The organism is Streptococcus sp. HJ1, assembly GCF_052399005.1.
Lineage (GTDB): Bacteria > Bacillota > Bacilli > Lactobacillales > Streptococcaceae > Streptococcus.
Genome location: NZ_CP199005.1, coordinates 1,687,065 through 1,702,874, shown reverse-complemented (window position 1 = coordinate 1,702,874; position 15,810 = coordinate 1,687,065). Strand labels below are relative to the sequence as shown.

Annotated in this window: 18 protein-coding genes; all 18 read left to right on the top strand. The window is 43.8% G+C overall.

The genetic code is table 11. The annotated features are described in order from the left end of the window. The first annotated feature begins 6 nt into the window (after positions 1-6). The gene (locus ACT17O_RS08720) at positions 7-618 is read left to right on the top strand and encodes a CPBP family intramembrane glutamic endopeptidase (protein ID WP_070800399.1); all 612 of its coding nucleotides are present in this window, start codon (positions 7-9) and stop codon (positions 616-618) included. Positions 619-781: 163 nt separating this feature from the next. Further along, positions 782-1,576 (top strand): cell cycle regulator CcrZ, encoded by a 795-nt coding sequence (ccrZ, locus tag ACT17O_RS08715; protein ID WP_247929975.1) that lies wholly within the window; start codon positions 782-784, stop codon positions 1,574-1,576. Next, the gene (gene trmB / locus ACT17O_RS08710; protein WP_001266088.1) at positions 1,573-2,208 is read left to right on the top strand and encodes a tRNA (guanosine(46)-N7)-methyltransferase TrmB; all 636 of its coding nucleotides are present in this window, start codon (positions 1,573-1,575) and stop codon (positions 2,206-2,208) included. The genes ccrZ and trmB overlap by 4 nt, the downstream gene beginning before the upstream one ends. 126 nt (positions 2,209-2,334) lie before the next feature. Next, complete coding sequence (rimP, locus tag ACT17O_RS08705; protein ID WP_000338692.1) at positions 2,335-2,814, top strand: ribosome maturation factor RimP; 480 nt, start codon at positions 2,335-2,337, stop codon at positions 2,812-2,814. Positions 2,815-2,856: 42 nt separating this feature from the next. Continuing rightward, positions 2,857-3,993 carry a transcription termination factor NusA gene (gene nusA, locus ACT17O_RS08700; protein ID WP_444817427.1) on the top strand — a complete coding sequence of 379 codons (1,137 nt, stop codon included), beginning with the start codon at positions 2,857-2,859 and terminating at the stop codon, positions 3,991-3,993. A gap of 21 nt (positions 3,994-4,014) precedes the next feature. Continuing rightward, positions 4,015-4,308, top strand: a complete 294-nt coding sequence (gene rnpM / locus ACT17O_RS08695; protein ID WP_125450149.1) for an RNase P modulator RnpM — start codon at positions 4,015-4,017, stop codon at positions 4,306-4,308. Beyond that, positions 4,301-4,600 (top strand): YlxQ-related RNA-binding protein, encoded by a 300-nt coding sequence (locus ACT17O_RS08690; protein ID WP_001041403.1) that lies wholly within the window; start codon positions 4,301-4,303, stop codon positions 4,598-4,600. The genes rnpM and ACT17O_RS08690 overlap by 8 nt, the downstream gene beginning before the upstream one ends. A gap of 16 nt (positions 4,601-4,616) precedes the next feature. Continuing rightward, positions 4,617-7,403: a translation initiation factor IF-2 gene (gene infB / locus ACT17O_RS08685; protein WP_444817426.1), complete on the top strand. Its 2,787-nt coding sequence runs from the start codon at positions 4,617-4,619 to the stop codon at positions 7,401-7,403. A gap of 250 nt (positions 7,404-7,653) precedes the next feature. Continuing rightward, on the top strand, positions 7,654-8,004 hold the full coding sequence (gene rbfA / locus ACT17O_RS08680; protein WP_001273601.1) for a 30S ribosome-binding factor RbfA: 351 nt from the start codon (positions 7,654-7,656) through the stop codon (positions 8,002-8,004). Positions 8,005-8,154: 150 nt separating this feature from the next. Beyond that, positions 8,155-8,934 carry a hypothetical protein gene (locus ACT17O_RS08675; protein WP_444817425.1) on the top strand — a complete coding sequence of 260 codons (780 nt, stop codon included), beginning with the start codon at positions 8,155-8,157 and terminating at the stop codon, positions 8,932-8,934. Position 8,935: 1 nt separating this feature from the next. Beyond that, positions 8,936-9,118: a hypothetical protein gene (locus ACT17O_RS08670; RefSeq protein WP_206284140.1), complete on the top strand. Its 183-nt coding sequence runs from the start codon at positions 8,936-8,938 to the stop codon at positions 9,116-9,118. Between the two features lie 260 nt (positions 9,119-9,378). Further along, positions 9,379-9,612, top strand: a complete 234-nt coding sequence (locus ACT17O_RS08665) for a DUF1858 domain-containing protein (RefSeq protein ID WP_000368739.1) — start codon at positions 9,379-9,381, stop codon at positions 9,610-9,612. Beyond that, the gene (locus tag ACT17O_RS08660; protein ID WP_444817424.1) at positions 9,612-10,946 is read left to right on the top strand and encodes a DUF438 domain-containing protein; all 1,335 of its coding nucleotides are present in this window, start codon (positions 9,612-9,614) and stop codon (positions 10,944-10,946) included. Before ACT17O_RS08665 ends, ACT17O_RS08660 begins: the two co-directional genes overlap by 1 nt. A gap of 9 nt (positions 10,947-10,955) precedes the next feature. Then, positions 10,956-11,210, top strand: a complete 255-nt coding sequence (locus ACT17O_RS08655; RefSeq protein WP_000119707.1) for a DUF1912 family protein — start codon at positions 10,956-10,958, stop codon at positions 11,208-11,210. Positions 11,211-11,307: 97 nt separating this feature from the next. Beyond that, positions 11,308-11,703, top strand: a complete 396-nt coding sequence (locus tag ACT17O_RS08650) for a helix-hairpin-helix domain-containing protein (protein ID WP_049489719.1) — start codon at positions 11,308-11,310, stop codon at positions 11,701-11,703. A gap of 278 nt (positions 11,704-11,981) precedes the next feature. After that, on the top strand, positions 11,982-12,542 hold the full coding sequence (locus ACT17O_RS08645) for a GNAT family N-acetyltransferase (RefSeq protein WP_444817423.1): 561 nt from the start codon (positions 11,982-11,984) through the stop codon (positions 12,540-12,542). Beyond that, the gene (locus ACT17O_RS08640) at positions 12,542-13,120 is read left to right on the top strand and encodes an AAA family ATPase (RefSeq protein ID WP_444817422.1); all 579 of its coding nucleotides are present in this window, start codon (positions 12,542-12,544) and stop codon (positions 13,118-13,120) included. The genes ACT17O_RS08645 and ACT17O_RS08640 overlap by 1 nt, the downstream gene beginning before the upstream one ends. Next, positions 13,113-15,764, top strand: a complete 2,652-nt coding sequence (locus ACT17O_RS08635) for a valine--tRNA ligase (protein ID WP_444817421.1) — start codon at positions 13,113-13,115, stop codon at positions 15,762-15,764. The genes ACT17O_RS08640 and ACT17O_RS08635 overlap by 8 nt, the downstream gene beginning before the upstream one ends. Positions 15,765-15,810 lie beyond the last annotated feature (46 nt).

Below are 15,810 nucleotides of genomic sequence, written 5' to 3'. Positions count from 1 at the left end.
AGCTTTATGGCCATTTTCAATAAGTGTCATGCCTTGTTTTTTGGATTTTTAGTATTTGCAATCGTTGGTGCAGCGGGTTATTCCATTAATCAAGGGGATTATTTTCAACACCAGTACACATTCATTATTATAAAGAGTCTCTTGCTTTTCCTTAGTTTTGGCTATGCGAGATGGTTTGATATGATTTCTTTTGGGATTTTAAGTAAGAAACAACTCTTGCTGTTCATTGGAATCTTTCTTCTCACGGTGCTGGTAAATATAGGCTATTATGCTTTTTTCTCAGTTGCATCTGGTGCCTCGGCTCAACACCTTGAGGAAACGAGTAAAGGGCTTCCGCTTTCCTTTATTGTAAGTGTTATAGTTTTGGGACCAATCCAGGAGGAACTCATGTTCAGAGGACTTCTTCAGGGGGCTATATTTGAAAATTCTTGGTTAGGGCTTGTACTGACTTCCTCTCTCTTTTCTTTCATGCATGAACCTTATGATGTGCCTTCGTTTTTCTATTATCTACTTGGGAGCTTGTTGCTGGGCTTTGCTTACAAAAAGAGCCAAAATTTGTGGGTTTCTACTCTAGTCCACATGTCTTACAACAGTTTGCCACTTTTAACTTATTTCTAAAAATCATGAAAAGGTAAGCAGAAAGACGGTGCTTGCCTTCTTTAAGCTATAATGATAGCCTGAATCAATTGAGATGCTTTTCTTTGGGAATCGGGTGTGAAGCGGTTGACGAATAGACCAAAAACTAGTAGAATAGTAAGGAAACTTTATACGGAGGAAAGAAATGGACTTGGGTGATAATGAGCTAACGCTGACCCCTATACCTGGGAAGAGCGGCAAGGCTTATATGGGAAGCTACCCTGATGGGAAGCGCGTCTTTGTAAAAATGAACACCTCTCCAATCCTACCTGGCCTAGCCAGAGAACAAATCGCTCCTCAATTACTATGGACTCGTCGTTTGCCAGATGGCAGTGATATGTGTGCTCAGGAATGGTTGATGGGCAAAATATTGACCCCTTACGACATGAATCGCAAGCAGATTATCAATATCTTGAACCGCCTTCACCGCTCGCGTCCCTTGATGAAGCAGTTGAGCCGTTTGGGCTATACTATGGAAACACCAGTTGATTTGCTACGTTCTTGGCAGCAAGGAGTTCCAGAAATCTTGAAGCAGAACCACTATTTGAACAGTGTGATTGCTGAGCTAGGTAAGACGGTTCCAGGTTTTAGGGAAGACCATGCAACGATTGTGCATGGGGATCTTCGTCATAGTAATTGGATTGAGACAGAGAGTGGACTCGTTTATCTAGTGGATTGGGATTCGGTTCGTCTGACGGATCGTATGTTTGATGTAGCGCATTTGCTATGCCACTACATTCCAGATCATCAGTGGCATCAATGGTTGAGAGACTACGGCTATAAGTACAATCAGACAGTGTTAGATAAATTGTATTGGTATGGTCAGTATTCTTACTTGAACCAGATTGCCAAATACTGTGAAAATCAAGATTTAGACAATGTAAACCGGGAGATTTACGCCTTGCGCGTCTTCCGTGACAAGTATGGAAAGAAGAGATGAGAGTTAGAAATCGTAAAGGGGCGACAGAATTACTAGAGGCCAATCCTCAGTATGTGGTCCTCAATCCCTTGGAAGCTAAAGGGAAATGGCGAGACTTGTTTGGAAATGATCATCCTATTCATGTAGAGGTTGGAAGTGGGAAAGGGGCCTTCGTATCAGGAATGGCCAAGCAAAATCCTGACATCAACTACATCGGGATTGATATCCAAAAGTCGGTATTGAGTTATGCCTTGGATAAGGTATTAGAAGTTGGAGTGCCAAATATCAAATTGCTGTGGGTAGATGGTTCAGATTTGACTGACTACTTTGAAGACGGTGAGATTGATCGTCTCTACCTAAACTTTTCTGATCCCTGGCCTAAAAAACGCCATGAAAAACGTCGTTTGACTTACAAGAGTTTCTTGGATACCTTCAAGCGCATCTTGCCTGAGAATGGGGAAATCCATTTCAAGACAGACAATCGTGGCTTATTTGAGTATAGTCTAGTGAGCTTTTCTCAGTATGGGATGAAACTCAATGGTGTTTGGCTAGACTTGCATGCCAGTGATTTTGAAGGCAATGTCATGACAGAATATGAGCAAAAATTCTCCAGCAAAGGTCAAGTGATCTACCGAGTTGAGGCAGAATTTTAAGAAATAGCTTGAAAACCAGCTGTTTGAGTGCTAATACTTTACATAAATTGACAAACGTGCTATACTGATAGTAAGAATATGAGAAAGAGAGGCGGGGAAATATCTTCGCCTCTTGCTTATGAGGAGGTGGACGCAATCGCAACAATCGTAGAATTAGTCAGAGAAGTTGTAGAACCTGTCATCCAAGCGCCTTTCGAGCTCGTGGATATCGAGTATGGAAAGATTGGCAGTGACATGATTCTCAGTATTTTTGTAGATAAACCTGAAGGAATTACCTTGAACGACACGGCAGACCTGACAGAAATCATCAGTCCTGTCCTAGACACCATCAAGCCTGATCCCTTCCCAGAACAATATTTCCTAGAAATCACCAGTCCAGGCTTGGAACGTCCTTTGAAAACCAAGGATGCTGTCGCTGGAGCAGTTGGGAAATACATCCATGTCGGGCTCTACCAAGCCATTGATAAGCAAAAAGTCTTTGAAGGAACCTTGCTGTCCTTTGAAGAGGACGAGTTGACTATGGAGTATATGGACAAGACACGTAAGAAAACTGTCCAAATTCCATACAGTTTAGTATCAAAAGCACGTTTAGCAGTAAAACTATAGAAAAGAAAGGATAGCTTTTGAGGATTCAAAAGCAAAGAAAACATGAGTAAAGAAATGCTAGAGGCCTTCCGCATTTTGGAAGAAGACAAGGGAATCAAAAAAGAAGACATTATCGAGGCAGTAGTAGAGTCGCTTCGTTCCGCTTATCGCAGACGCTATGGTCAATCTGACAGCGTAGCCATCGACTTCAATGAAAAAACAGGAGACTTTACTGTCTATACTGTCCGTGAAGTTGTTGATGAAGTATTTGATAGCCGTTTGGAAATCAGCTTGAAGGATGCCCTTGCCATTAATTCAGCCTATGAGCTTGGTGACAAAATCAAGTTTGAAGAAGCACCTGCTGAGTTTGGTCGTGTAGCAGCCCAATCTGCTAAACAAACCATCATGGAAAAAATGCGCAAGCAAACACGTGCCATCACTTACAATACTTATAAAGAACATGAACAAGAAATCATGTCTGGTACAGTAGAACGATTTGACAACCGCTTTATTTACGTCAACCTTGGCAGCATCGAAGCCCAATTGTCAAAACAAGACCAAATCCCTGGAGAAGTCTTTGCTTCCCACGACCGTATCGAAGTATATGTCTACAAGGTTGAAGACAACCCTCGTGGTGTTAACGTCTTTGTTAGCCGAAGCCATCCAGAGATGATTAAGCGTTTGATGGAGCAAGAAATTCCAGAAGTTTATGACGGAACTGTTGAAATCATGAGCGTAGCCCGCGAAGCTGGTGACCGTACCAAGGTTGCCGTTCGTAGCCACAATCCAAACGTGGACGCTATCGGGACAATCGTTGGACGTGGTGGTGCCAACATCAAGAAAATAACCAGCAAATTCCACCCAGCTCGTTACGATGCCAAGAGCGACCGCATGATTCCTGTCGAAGAAAACATCGACGTTATCGAGTGGGTAGCAGATCCAGCTGAATTTATCTACAATGCTATCGCTCCTGCTGAGGTTGACCAAGTTATCTTTGATGAAAACGACAGCAAACGTGCCTTGGTCGTTGTACCTGATAACAAGCTTTCTCTTGCTATCGGTCGTCGTGGACAAAACGTTCGCTTGGCGGCTCATTTGACAGGTTACCGTATCGATATCAAGTCAGCCAGTGAATTTGAAGCTATGGAAGAAGCAGGTCAAGTGGATTACGCAGCTACGGATGAATTGACAGAAGAATAAAAGCTGCTAGAGGAGGGAAAGATGAAAACAAGAAAAATCCCTTTGCGCAAGTCTGTTGTATCCAACGAAGTGATTGATAAGCGTGATTTGCTCCGCATTGTCAAGAACAAAGAAGGAGAGGTCTTTATCGATCCGACAGGCAAGGCCAATGGCCGTGGCGCTTATATCAAGCTAGACAATACAGAAGCCCTAGAGGCCAAAAAGAAGAAAGTCTTTAACCGCAGCTTTAACATGGAAGTGGAAGAAAGCTTTTATGACGAGTTGATCGCCTATGTGGATCACAAAGTGAAAAGAAGAGAGTTAGGACTTGAATAAGCAAAAGATAAGCAATCTCTTGGGACTTGCTCAACGAGCAGGCCGGATCATATCAGGTGAGGAATTGGTGGTTAAATCCATCCAAGACCAGAAAGCCAAGCTAGTTTTTCTAGCTCATGATGCTGGTCCCAATCTGACCAAGAAGATTCAAGATAAAAGTGACTATTATCAAGTAGAAGTTATAACCGTGTTTTCAACACTGGAATTAAGCATAGCAGTCGGAAAATCGAGAAAGGTTTTGGCTGTGACAGATGCTGGATTTACAAAGAAAATGAGGTCTCTTATGGAATAGAAGAGGAGGACATGATTTGTCTAAGAAAAGATTGTACGAAATCGCAAAAGAACTTGGAAAAGAAAGTAAAGAAGTTGTAGCGCGTGCAAAAGAGTTGGGCTTGGATGTGAAAAGCCACTCATCGAGCGTGGAAGCAGCTGCTGCTGAACAAATCGCAGCTAGCTTTAAACCTGCGCCTGCCCCTAAGGCAGAAGCAAAACCTGCAGCACCAAAAGCAAGTGTAGAAAAGAAAGCAGAAAAGCCTGTATCAGCTAAACCAGTAGCCGCTAAGGAAGAAAGTAAACCAGCTGCACCTGCAGCTCCTAAGGAAGAAAAAGTGGTGGCCGCAAGACCACAGAGTCGAAACTTCAAGGCGGAGCGTGAGGCGCGTGCCAAAGAGCAGGCAGAGCGACGCAAACAAAACAAGGGCAACAACCGTGACCAACAACAAAACGGCAACCGTCAGAAAAATGACGGCCGTAATGGTGGTAAACCTGGTCAAGGGAACCGCGACAATCGCCGATTTAACGACCAAGGGAAAAAACCACAAGGTCAAGGGAATCGTGGCAATGATCGCCGTCAGCAACAAGACTTCCAGCCAAAACAAGCTGGACCACGTGTTGACTTTAAAGCCCGTGCAGCGGCTCTAAAAGCAGAGCAAAATGCAGAGTACGCTCGCTCAAGCGAGGAGCGCTTCAAACAATCGCAAGCTGCCAAAGAAGCCTTGGCTCAAGCTAATAAACGCAAGGAACCAGAGGAAATCTTTGAAGAAGCTGCTAAGCTAGCTGAACAAACGCAGCCAGCCGTAACAGTAGCTCCTGTAGCGAAAGAAGCGCCAGTGGATACACGTCGTAAAAAACAAGCTCGACCAGACAAAGAACGTGACGATTATGATCACGAAGAAGATGGTCCTAGAAAACAACAAAAGAATCGAAGTAGTCAGAATCAAGTGAGAAATCAAAGAAATAGTAACTGGAATAACAACAAGAAAAATAAAAAAGGGAACAAGCAAAACAATCGTAACCAGACTCCGAAACCTGTTACAGAGCGCAAGTTCCATGAATTGCCAACAGAATTCGAATATACAGATGGTATGACTGTTGCGGAAATCGCAAAACGTATCAAACGTGAACCAGCTGAAATCGTTAAGAAACTCTTTATGATGGGGATTATGGCCACACAAAACCAATCCTTGGATGGAGAGACCATCGAACTCCTCATGGTGGATTACGGTATCGAAGCCAAACAAAAGGTTGAAGTGGATAATGCCGACATCGAACGTTTCTTCGTAGAAGATGGTTATCTCAATGAAGATGAATTGGTTGAGCGTCCACCAGTTGTCACCATCATGGGACACGTTGACCATGGTAAGACAACACTTTTGGATACCCTTCGTAACTCTCGCGTTGCGACAGGTGAGGCAGGTGGTATCACTCAGCATATCGGTGCCTATCAAATCGTGGAAAATGGCAAGAAGATCACCTTCCTTGATACACCAGGACACGCGGCCTTTACTTCTATGCGTGCGCGTGGTGCATCTGTTACCGATATTACCATCTTGGTTGTAGCGGCCGACGATGGGGTTATGCCTCAGACTATCGAAGCCATCAACCACTCAAAAGCGGCCAACGTTCCAATCATCGTAGCTATCAACAAGATTGATAAACCAGGTGCCAACCCGGAACGCGTTATCGGTGAATTGGCTGAGCATGGGGTTATGTCAACGGCCTGGGGTGGAGATTCTGAATTTGTTGAAATCTCAGCTAAATTCAACCAAAATATCGAAGAATTGTTGGAAACAGTCCTTCTTGTAGCTGAAATCCAAGAACTCAAGGCAGACCCAACAGTGCGTGCGATCGGTACGGTTATCGAAGCGCGCTTGGATAAAGGAAAAGGTGCGGTCGCAACCCTTCTTGTCCAACAAGGTACCTTGAATGTCCAAGACCCAATCGTTGTCGGAAATACCTTCGGTCGTGTCCGTGCTATGACCAATGACCTTGGTCGTCGTGTTAAGGTTGCAGGTCCATCAACACCAGTTTCTATTACTGGTTTGAATGAAGCGCCAATGGCGGGTGACCACTTTGCGGTTTACGAAGATGAAAAATCTGCGCGTGCAGCAGGTGAAGAGCGTGCCAAACGTGCCCTTATGAAACAACGTCAAGCTACCCAACGTGTCAGCCTTGAAAACCTCTTTGATACGCTTAAAGCTGGTGAGCTCAAGTCAGTTAATGTTATCATCAAGGCCGACGTACAAGGTTCTGTTGAAGCTCTTTCTGCCTCACTTCAAAAGATCGATGTAGAAGGTGTCAAAGTTACCATTGTCCACTCGGCAGTCGGTGCTATCAACGAATCTGACGTGACTCTTGCGGAAGCTTCCAATGCCTTTATCGTTGGTTTCAACGTACGCCCTACACCACAAGCGCGTCAACAAGCCGAAGCTGACGATGTTGAAATCCGTCTCCACAGCATTATCTATAAGGTTATCGAAGAGATGGAAGAAGCCATGAAAGGGATGCTTGACCCAGAATTCGAAGAAAAAGTTATCGGTGAAGCAGTTATCCGTGAAACCTTTAAGGTATCTAAAGTCGGAACTATCGGTGGATTCATGGTTATCAACGGTAAGGTTACCCGTGACTCGAAAGTTCGTGTTATCCGTGATGGTGTCGTTATCTATGATGGCGAACTCGCAAGCTTGAAACACTATAAAGATGACGTCAAAGAAGTTACAAATGGTCGTGAAGGTGGATTGATGATTGATGGCTACAATGATATCAAGACTGATGATGTGATTGAGGCATACGTCATGGAAGAAATCAAACGTTAAGATTTTTGCTCCTTTCTTAGGTGGTGAGGGACGCAAGCAAACCGATGGTTTCATTGCTTATTTTTGAGCCTAGTGTCTCAAAAATCCCCTGTGATGGGACTGATAAATCAGTTCCATCACTTTCACCACAGCGAAAGAAGCGAATGAGTTCAAATTGCACTTCGTTTCAATTTGAATTGAAAAACAATAAATTTAAAAATAGCTAGGTCTGCTGGCCTAGCTTTTGGTTCAAAGTAGAGAAAGGAATATCATGGCAAATCATTTCCGTACGGATCGTGTGGGCATGGAAATCAAGCGTGAAGTCAATGAGATTTTGCAAAAGAAAGTCCGTGATCCGCGTGTCCAAGGTGTGACCATTACAGATGTTCAGATGCTAGGTGACTTGTCTGTTGCCAAGGTTTACTACACCATTTTGAGTAACCTTGCTTCAGATAATCAAAAAGCTCAAATCGGGCTTGAAAAAGCAACTGGTACCATCAAACGTGAACTAGGTCGCAATTTGAAATTGTACAAAATCCCAGATTTAACCTTCGTCAAAGACGAATCCATCGAATATGGAAACAAGATTGACGAAATGCTACGCAATCTGGATAAGAACTAAAAAAGAGGGGTGACCCTCTTTTTTGTTGCTAGAGTATGATCATTGCTATTTGACGATATATCTATCTGATAAAAATCAGTTTAAAAAATTTGTAAATTTCAAATAGTATGATATGATAAAGCTTGATATAAATGAAAAACGGAGAGACATATGGCTAAACAAGATATAGCTATGCAAGTGTTGCAACAAGTGGTAAAATTACCCGTAGTCAAAGTTGATCGAGAGAAATTTTTAGTAGAAAAGTTTTCAAAGGAATTAGACCGTAAGGATATTCCAACTTTGATTGAACAAGGACCGACTTCTTTGTTGCCTCAAGAAAGCTTGGATAGAGTGGCCAAGGCCTGTATTAAGGATAATGTCCTGTTAGCCAGTGGAACTTCGGTTTTGGCAGGTTTACCTGGAGGGATTGTCATGGCGATTACTATTCCGACAGACGTAGCCCAGTTTTATGCATTCTCATTAAAACTAGCTCAGGAGCTAGGGTATATTTACGGGTTTGATGATCTCTGGGCATCGCGCAATGAGTTAAGTGAAGATGCTAAAAACACTCTCTTGCTGTATCTCGGTGTGATGCTGGGAGTAAATGGCGCAGGTGCTCTGCTTCGATCAGGCGGTGTGACAGTAGCCAAGCAAGTCATAAAAGTAGTGAACAAGAAAGCCTTGACAAAAACTCTTTGGTATCCAATTTTAGAAAAAGTTTTGAAGATTTTTGGAGTCAATCTGACAAAAGGAGGCCTAGCCAAAGGGATGGGGAAAGTGATCCCTATCTTAGGTGGAGTCATTTCTGGTGGCTTAACCTTTGCGACCATGAAGCCAATGGGAGAAAGATTGCAACAGGAATTGTCCAAGCTAGTCAACTACAATGAAGTTCAATATCAAAAAGATGTTGATATTATCCGAAAAGAAGCTGAAATCATCGAAGGTGAGTAATATGGGATTCATTAAAATTCTGACCAAGACTTACGGGAATTACTTTTTTGTGATGCAAAGCCTCAAAGTCCTGAAGAACATGAAAAAAGATGACAATGCTCTAGTAGGTTTCGGGAAAGTACTGCTTGCTGACAAGCTGATGGATGTAGCTCAGTGGCTCGCAAAACCAGATGATAAGGAATAACTTGAAATGAAAGAAACTAGCAGGAATTCCACTGCTAGTTTTTTAATCTCTTCCCATATGGTATAATATAAGCAGTAAAATCATTTTATACTCTTCGAAAATCTCTTCAAACCACGTCAGCTTCACCTTGCCGTAGGTATGGTTACTGACTTCGTCAGTTCTATCCACAACCTCAAAACACTGTTTTGAGCAGCCTGCGGCTAGCTTCCTAGTTTGCTCTTTGATTTTCATTGAGTATTAGAACATACATGGAGGTCGTCATGGACAATATCATCGATGTGTCAATTCCCGTTGCAGAAGTGGTGGACAAGCATCCAGAAGTCTTGGAAATCCTAGTGGAGCTCGGTTTTAAACCACTTGCCAATCCCTTGATGCGCAATACAGTCGGTCGCAAAGTGTCGCTCAAACAGGGTTCTAAGCTTGAAGGAACTCCTATGGACAAGATTGTCCGCACACTGGAAGCGAATGGTTACGAAGTGATTGGATTAGACTAATGGCAGATGAACGGATTCATATCCTACGGGATATTTTGTTAGAATTGCACAATGGTGCCTCTCCTGAGTCGGTTCAGGAGCGTTTTGATGCGACCTTTACGGGTGTCTCAGCTATCGAGATTTCCCTCATGGAGCACGAATTGATGAACTCAGACTCAGGTGTCACCTTTGAAGATGTCATGGAACTTTGTGATGTCCATGCCAATCTTTTTAAAAATGCTGTTAAGGGTGTTGAAGTAGAAGATACCGAGCATCCTGGCCATCCCGTTCGCGTCTTCAAGGATGAAAATCTGGCCCTTCGTGCTGCCTTGATTCGCATTCGGAGATTGTTAGATACCTATGAGTCTATGGAAGACGAGGAAATGCTGGCAGAGATGCGTAAGGGTTTGGTCCGTCAAATGGGGCTGTTGGGGCAATTTGATATCCACTACCAGCGCAAGGAAGAACTCTTCTTTCCCATCATGGAGCGCTATGGTCACGATTCACCCCCTAAGGTCATGTGGGGAGTGGATGATCAGATCAGGGAACTCTTTCAGACAGCTCTAGCGACGGCTAAGGCACTACCAGAAGTTCCAATTAGCACTGTAAAGGAAACTTTTGAAGCTTTTGCGACAGAGTTTGAAAGTATGATTTTTAAGGAAGAGTCTATCCTTCTCATGATTCTTCTTGAGTCCTTCACTCAGGATGACTGGATTCAGATTGCGGAGGAGAGCGATGCCTACGGCTATGCCATCATCCGTCCGTCAGAGAAGTGGATTCCGGAAAGACAGAGTTTCGTTGAGGAAAAGAGTGCAGAGGAACCCGTACAACTAGACACGGCAGAAGGTCAAGTTCAGCAAGTTATCGATACGCCAGAAGGCCAGTTTACCATTACCTTTACCCCTAAGGAAAAGGAAGCAGTGCTGGACCGCCATAGTCAACAGGCTTTTGGCAATGGCTATCTCTCAGTTGAGCAGGCCAACCTCATCCTCAATCACCTCCCCATGGAGATTACCTTTGTTAATAAGGACGATATTTTCCAGTATTACAATGATAATGCGCCAGCTGATGAGATGATTTTCAAACGGACGCCGTCCCAAGTCGGACGCAATGTTGAACTCTGCCATCCGCCAAAATATTTGGAGAAAGTCAAAGCTATCATGCAAGGTCTTCGTGAAGGAGTCAAGGACAAGTATGAAATGTGGTTCAAGTCTGAGTCGCGAGGTAAGTTTGTCCACATCACCTACGCTGCAGTACACGATGAAAATGGGGAATTCCAAGGTGTGCTGGAGTATGTTCAGGACATTCAGCCCTACCGTGAGATTGATACGGACTACTTCCGTGGATTAGAATAAGGAGAATCAATGAGTTACGAACAAGAATTTATGAAGGAATTTGAGGCCTGGGTCAATACCCAGATCATGATCAACGACATGGCGCACAAGGAAAGTCAGAAGGTTTACGAAGAAGACCAAGACGAGCGTGCCAAAGATGCCATGATTCGCTACGAGAGTCGCTTGGATGCCTACCAGTTCTTGCTTGGTAAGTTTGAAAACTTCAAAGCAGGCAAGGGTTTCCATGATTTGCCAGAAGGATTGTTTGGTGAGCGAAACTATTAAAATTTAGATACTTTCTTGATTTTTTGCCAAAATCTTGATAGAATATCTTTATTAAATCCTTGTCAGAGCAGGGATTTTTTATTGAAAGGATTTTATCATGTCAAAGAAACTCCAACGTAAAAAACAATTGCGAAATAGCCTCCGTCGTTCAGGTGCATTTTCAACTACAGTGACCAAGGTTGTCGAAGAGACCAAGAAAGTCGTGAAACATGCAGAAAAATCTGCCAGCCAAGCAGGAAAAGTTGTCTCTAAAAAAGTGGAACAAGCAGTAGAAGCGACCAAGGAACAAGCTCAAAAAGTGGCGAATTCAGTAGAAGATTTCGCAGCTACTTTGGGTGGCCTCTCAGTAGATCGCGCTAAGACTTTTTATGATGAAGGTATCAAGTCAGCTGCTGACTTCAAAAACTGGACTGAAAAAGAACTCCTTGCCTTGAAGGGAATCGGCCCAGCTACGATTAAGAAATTAAAAGAACACGGAATCAGCTTCAAGTAATTTTTCTTGTCCCTTGCATTTCCGTCAAAAACTTGCTACAATAGAGCCATTAGAGGTGTTTTGGATCCCACATTTTACAGAAAGTGGCGGTGCTGAGAAGTCCACAAATGTGTCAAAACTGGTTGCTGATGGATAAAAAATGAAATAATATTGTCTTTTTATTATAAAGACGAGAGTTGCGGGCATCTGCCCGAAATTGGGTGGTACCGCGGATAAACACATTCGTCCCTGTCATGTAGATGGCAGGGGCATTTTTTTATGGAAAGTGAGGGCTGAAGATGGAGCAAGCACAATTACCAGAACGATTAGAAACCGAACGGCTAGTGTTACGAGTCCGTACAGTGGCGGATGCAGTGGATATCTTTGACTATGCCAGTAGGCCAGAAGTTTCCTACCCAGCAGGCTTTCCGCCCGTCAAGACCTTGGAGGATGAAATTTATTATCTGGAGCATATCCTTCCTGAGCGCAATCAAAAGGAAAATCTCCCAGCAGGCTACGGAATTGTCGTCAAAGGGACGGATAAAATTGTTGGCTCTGTTGATTTCAACCATCGCCATGAAGATGATGTGCTGGAGATTGGCTATATCTTGCATCCAGACGATTGGGGCTTAGGATATGTGCCAGAAGCAGCACGTGCCTTGATTGAGCTAGGTTTTAAAGAATTGAATCTGCATAAGATTGAACTGACTTGTTTTGGCAACAATATCAAAAGTCAACGAGTCGCTGAGAAACTTGGCTTTACCTTAGAAGCTCGAATCCGAGACCGTAAAGATGCCCAAGGCAATCGCTGTGATGATTTGAGATATGGCTTGCTGAAGAGTGAGTGGGAGGTGGTTTGATGCACATTTTCATCATTGGGGCTCCGGCTTCTGGGAAAATGACGATTAGCCAAGAGTTATCTCGAAAGACAAATGCTACCCTCTTTTATAACCATCAAGCCATCGATTTTGCACTAGAAATCTATCAGGACTATACAGAGGAAATGTGGGAATTTGTTCGTGGAATTACCTTTTCTTTCCTTGGAGCAAGTGCTAGGAATCAGCGATCTGTGATTTTAACAGACGTAATTGATTTTTCAAATCAGTACCAGCTACTGTATTTGAAGCAAATTCAGGATTTGTTGGATGACTATCATCAAGAGATTCTGTTTGTGGAGTTGGAAACAAGTCTTGAGGAGCGCTTACATCGAAATCGAACGGAGAATCGATTAAAGCACAAACCCTTAAAACGACATATTGAGATATCTGAAAGAGAAATTTTGGAGACTGCTGAAACACTTCAATTAAATTCCCAACATCAACCGAACGAGTTGTACCACTACCTTAAAATAAATAATACGAATCTGTCTGCAGAAGAAGTTGCAAAGCAGATTCAAAATAAAATGAATACAATAGAGAAAGGACACACACATGTCTAAAGAACTTTCACCTAAATACAATCCAGCCGAGGTTGAGGCTGGTCGTTATCAAAAATGGCTTGATGCCGATGTTTTCAAGCCTTCAGGCGATAAAAAGGCTAAGCCTTATTCGATCGTCATTCCACCACCAAACGTAACTGGGAAACTCCACCTTGGTCACGCTTGGGACACTACTCTTCAGGATATCATCATCCGTCAAAAACGAATGCAAGGTTTTGACACCCTTTGGCTTCCTGGTATGGACCACGCTGGTATTGCCACTCAAGCTAAGGTTGAGGAGCGCTTGCGTGGTGAGGGCATTACGCGTTATGACCTTGGTCGTGAAAAATTCCTAGATAAAGTCTGGGAATGGAAAGACGAATATGCCACTACCATCAAGGAACAATGGGGCAAGATGGGGCTCTCTGTAGACTACTCTCGTGAGCGTTTCACTCTTGATGAAGGTTTGTCAAAAGCCGTTCGCAAGGTCTTTGTGGACCTATACAAGAAAGGCTGGATCTACCGTGGTGAATTTATCATCAACTGGGACCCAGCAGCTCGTACAGCCCTTTCTGATATCGAGGTGATTCACAAGGATGTCGAAGGTGCCTTCTACCACATGAACTACATGCTGGAAGATGGATCACGCGCCCTTGAAGTGGCGACCACTCGTCCTGAAACTATGTTTGGGGACGTTGCCGTTGCAGTCAATCCAGAAGACCCACGCTATAAGGACTTGATTGGTAAAAACGTCATCCTTCCAATCGCTAACAAATTGATTCCGATTGTTGGAGACGAACACGCAGATCCTGAGTTTGGTACTGGTGTCGTGAAAATCACGCCTGCTCACGATCCAAACGACTTCTTGGTTGGTCAACGTCATAACTTGCCACAAGTCAATGTCATGAACGACGACGGAACTATGAACGACTTGGCCTTCGAATTTGCAGGCATGGATCGCTTTGAAGCTCGTAAGGCAGTTGTTGCTAAGTTGGAAGAAATCGGTGCCCTTGTTAAAATCGAAAAACGCGTCCACAGTGTTGGTCACTCAGAGCGTACAGGTGTTGTGGTTGAACCACGCTTGTCTACGCAATGGTTCGTCAAGATGGACCAATTGGCCAAGAATGCCATTGCTAACCAAGATACTGATGATAAGGTAGAATTCTACCCACCTCGTTTCAACGATACCTTCCTCCAATGGATGGAAAATGTCCATGACTGGGTTATCTCTCGTCAGCTCTGGTGGGGTCACCAAATCCCTGCTTGGTACAATGCTGAGGGTGAAATGTACGTCGGTGAAGAAGCTCCAGAAGGTGACGGATGGACTCAAGACGAAGACGTCTTGGATACGTGGTTCAGTTCGGCCCTTTGGCCATTCTCAACCATGGGCTGGCCTGATGTCGACTCAGAAGACTTCAAACGTTACTTCCCAACGTCAACCTTGGTAACAGGTTACGACATCATCTTCTTCTGGGTATCTCGTATGATCTTCCAATCATTGGAATTCACAGGCCGTCAGCCATTCCAAAACGTTCTGATCCATGGTCTCATTCGTGACGAGCAAGGACGCAAGATGTCAAAATCTCTTGGTAACGGGATTGACCCGATGGATGTCATCGAGAAATACGGCGCAGATGCCCTTCGTTGGTTCCTTTCAAACGGTTCTGCCCCAGGGCAAGACGTGCGCTTCTCTTACGAGAAAATGGATGCTTCTTGGAACTTCATTAACAAGATCTGGAACATCTCTCGCTACATCCTCATGAACAATGAAGGTTTGACCCTTGAGCAAGCAACTGCCAATGTTGAAAAAGTTGCCAATAAGGAAGCTGGAAATGTCACAGACCGCTGGATTCTCCACAACCTCAATGAAACGATCGGCAAAGTTACTGAAAACTTTGACAAGTTTGAATTTGGTGTTGCTGGACACATCCTCTACAACTTCATCTGGGACGAGTTTGCGGACTGGTATGTTGAGTTGACTAAGGAAGTCCTTTATAGCGATAACGAAGAAGAGAAAGTCATCACACGTTCTGTTCTCCTTTACACTTTGGACAAGATCCTTCGTCTCCTTCACCCAATCATGCCATTCGTGACAGAGGAAATCTTTGGACAAATCTCAGAAGGTTCTATCGTTACAGCAGAATACCCAACTGTTAATCCAGCCTTTGAAGACCTCGCTGCTCACACTGGTGTAGAAAGCCTTAAAGACTTGATCCGTGCTGTTCGTAATGCGCGTGCAGAAGTAAACGTTGCACCAAGCAAGCCTATCACTATCCTTGTTAAGACAAGCGATAGCGACTTGGAAGCCTTCTTTAACAGCAATGTCAACTACATCAAACGCTTCACAAATCCAGAACACTTGGAAATCGCATCAACCATCCCTGCACCTGAACTCGCAATGTCAAGCGTCATCACAGGAGCAGAAATCTACTTGCCACTCGCAGACCTCCTCAATGTCGAAGAAGAACTCGCTCGTCTCGATAAGGAACTGGCTAAATGGCAAAAAGAACTGGATATGGTTGGTAAGAAGCTCTCTAACGAACGCTTCGTAGCCAACGCCAAACCAGAAGTCGTCCAAAAAGAACGCGACAAACAAGCCGACTACCAAGCCAAATACGACGCGACCGTAGCACGTATTGATGAGATGAAGAAACTGGTGAAATAAATAAAGAAACACGGTGGTAAGCCGTGTTTTTTTGTATAATGAAATC

Coding starts and splice junctions, on each gene's coding strand:
- nusA (WP_444817427.1), top strand. CDS start 2,857: ATGAGTAAAGAAATGCTAGAGGCCTTCCGCATTTTGGAAGAAGACAAG.
- rbfA (WP_001273601.1), top strand. CDS start 7,654: ATGGCAAATCATTTCCGTACGGATCGTGTGGGCATGGAAATCAAGCGT.
- ACT17O_RS08635 (WP_444817421.1), top strand. CDS start 13,113: ATGTCTAAAGAACTTTCACCTAAATACAATCCAGCCGAGGTTGAGGCT.
- ACT17O_RS08675 (WP_444817425.1), top strand. CDS start 8,155: ATGGCTAAACAAGATATAGCTATGCAAGTGTTGCAACAAGTGGTAAAA.
- ACT17O_RS08720 (WP_070800399.1), top strand. CDS start 7: ATGGCCATTTTCAATAAGTGTCATGCCTTGTTTTTTGGATTTTTAGTA.
- ACT17O_RS08640 (WP_444817422.1), top strand. CDS start 12,542: ATGCACATTTTCATCATTGGGGCTCCGGCTTCTGGGAAAATGACGATT.
- ACT17O_RS08645 (WP_444817423.1), top strand. CDS start 11,982: ATGGAGCAAGCACAATTACCAGAACGATTAGAAACCGAACGGCTAGTG.
- trmB (WP_001266088.1), top strand. CDS start 1,573: ATGAGAGTTAGAAATCGTAAAGGGGCGACAGAATTACTAGAGGCCAAT.
- ACT17O_RS08660 (WP_444817424.1), top strand. CDS start 9,612: ATGGCAGATGAACGGATTCATATCCTACGGGATATTTTGTTAGAATTG.
- ACT17O_RS08665 (WP_000368739.1), top strand. CDS start 9,379: ATGGACAATATCATCGATGTGTCAATTCCCGTTGCAGAAGTGGTGGAC.
- ccrZ (WP_247929975.1), top strand. CDS start 782: ATGGACTTGGGTGATAATGAGCTAACGCTGACCCCTATACCTGGGAAG.
- ACT17O_RS08655 (WP_000119707.1), top strand. CDS start 10,956: ATGAGTTACGAACAAGAATTTATGAAGGAATTTGAGGCCTGGGTCAAT.
- ACT17O_RS08670 (WP_206284140.1), top strand. CDS start 8,936: ATGGGATTCATTAAAATTCTGACCAAGACTTACGGGAATTACTTTTTT.
- rnpM (WP_125450149.1), top strand. CDS start 4,015: ATGAAAACAAGAAAAATCCCTTTGCGCAAGTCTGTTGTATCCAACGAA.
- ACT17O_RS08650 (WP_049489719.1), top strand. CDS start 11,308: ATGTCAAAGAAACTCCAACGTAAAAAACAATTGCGAAATAGCCTCCGT.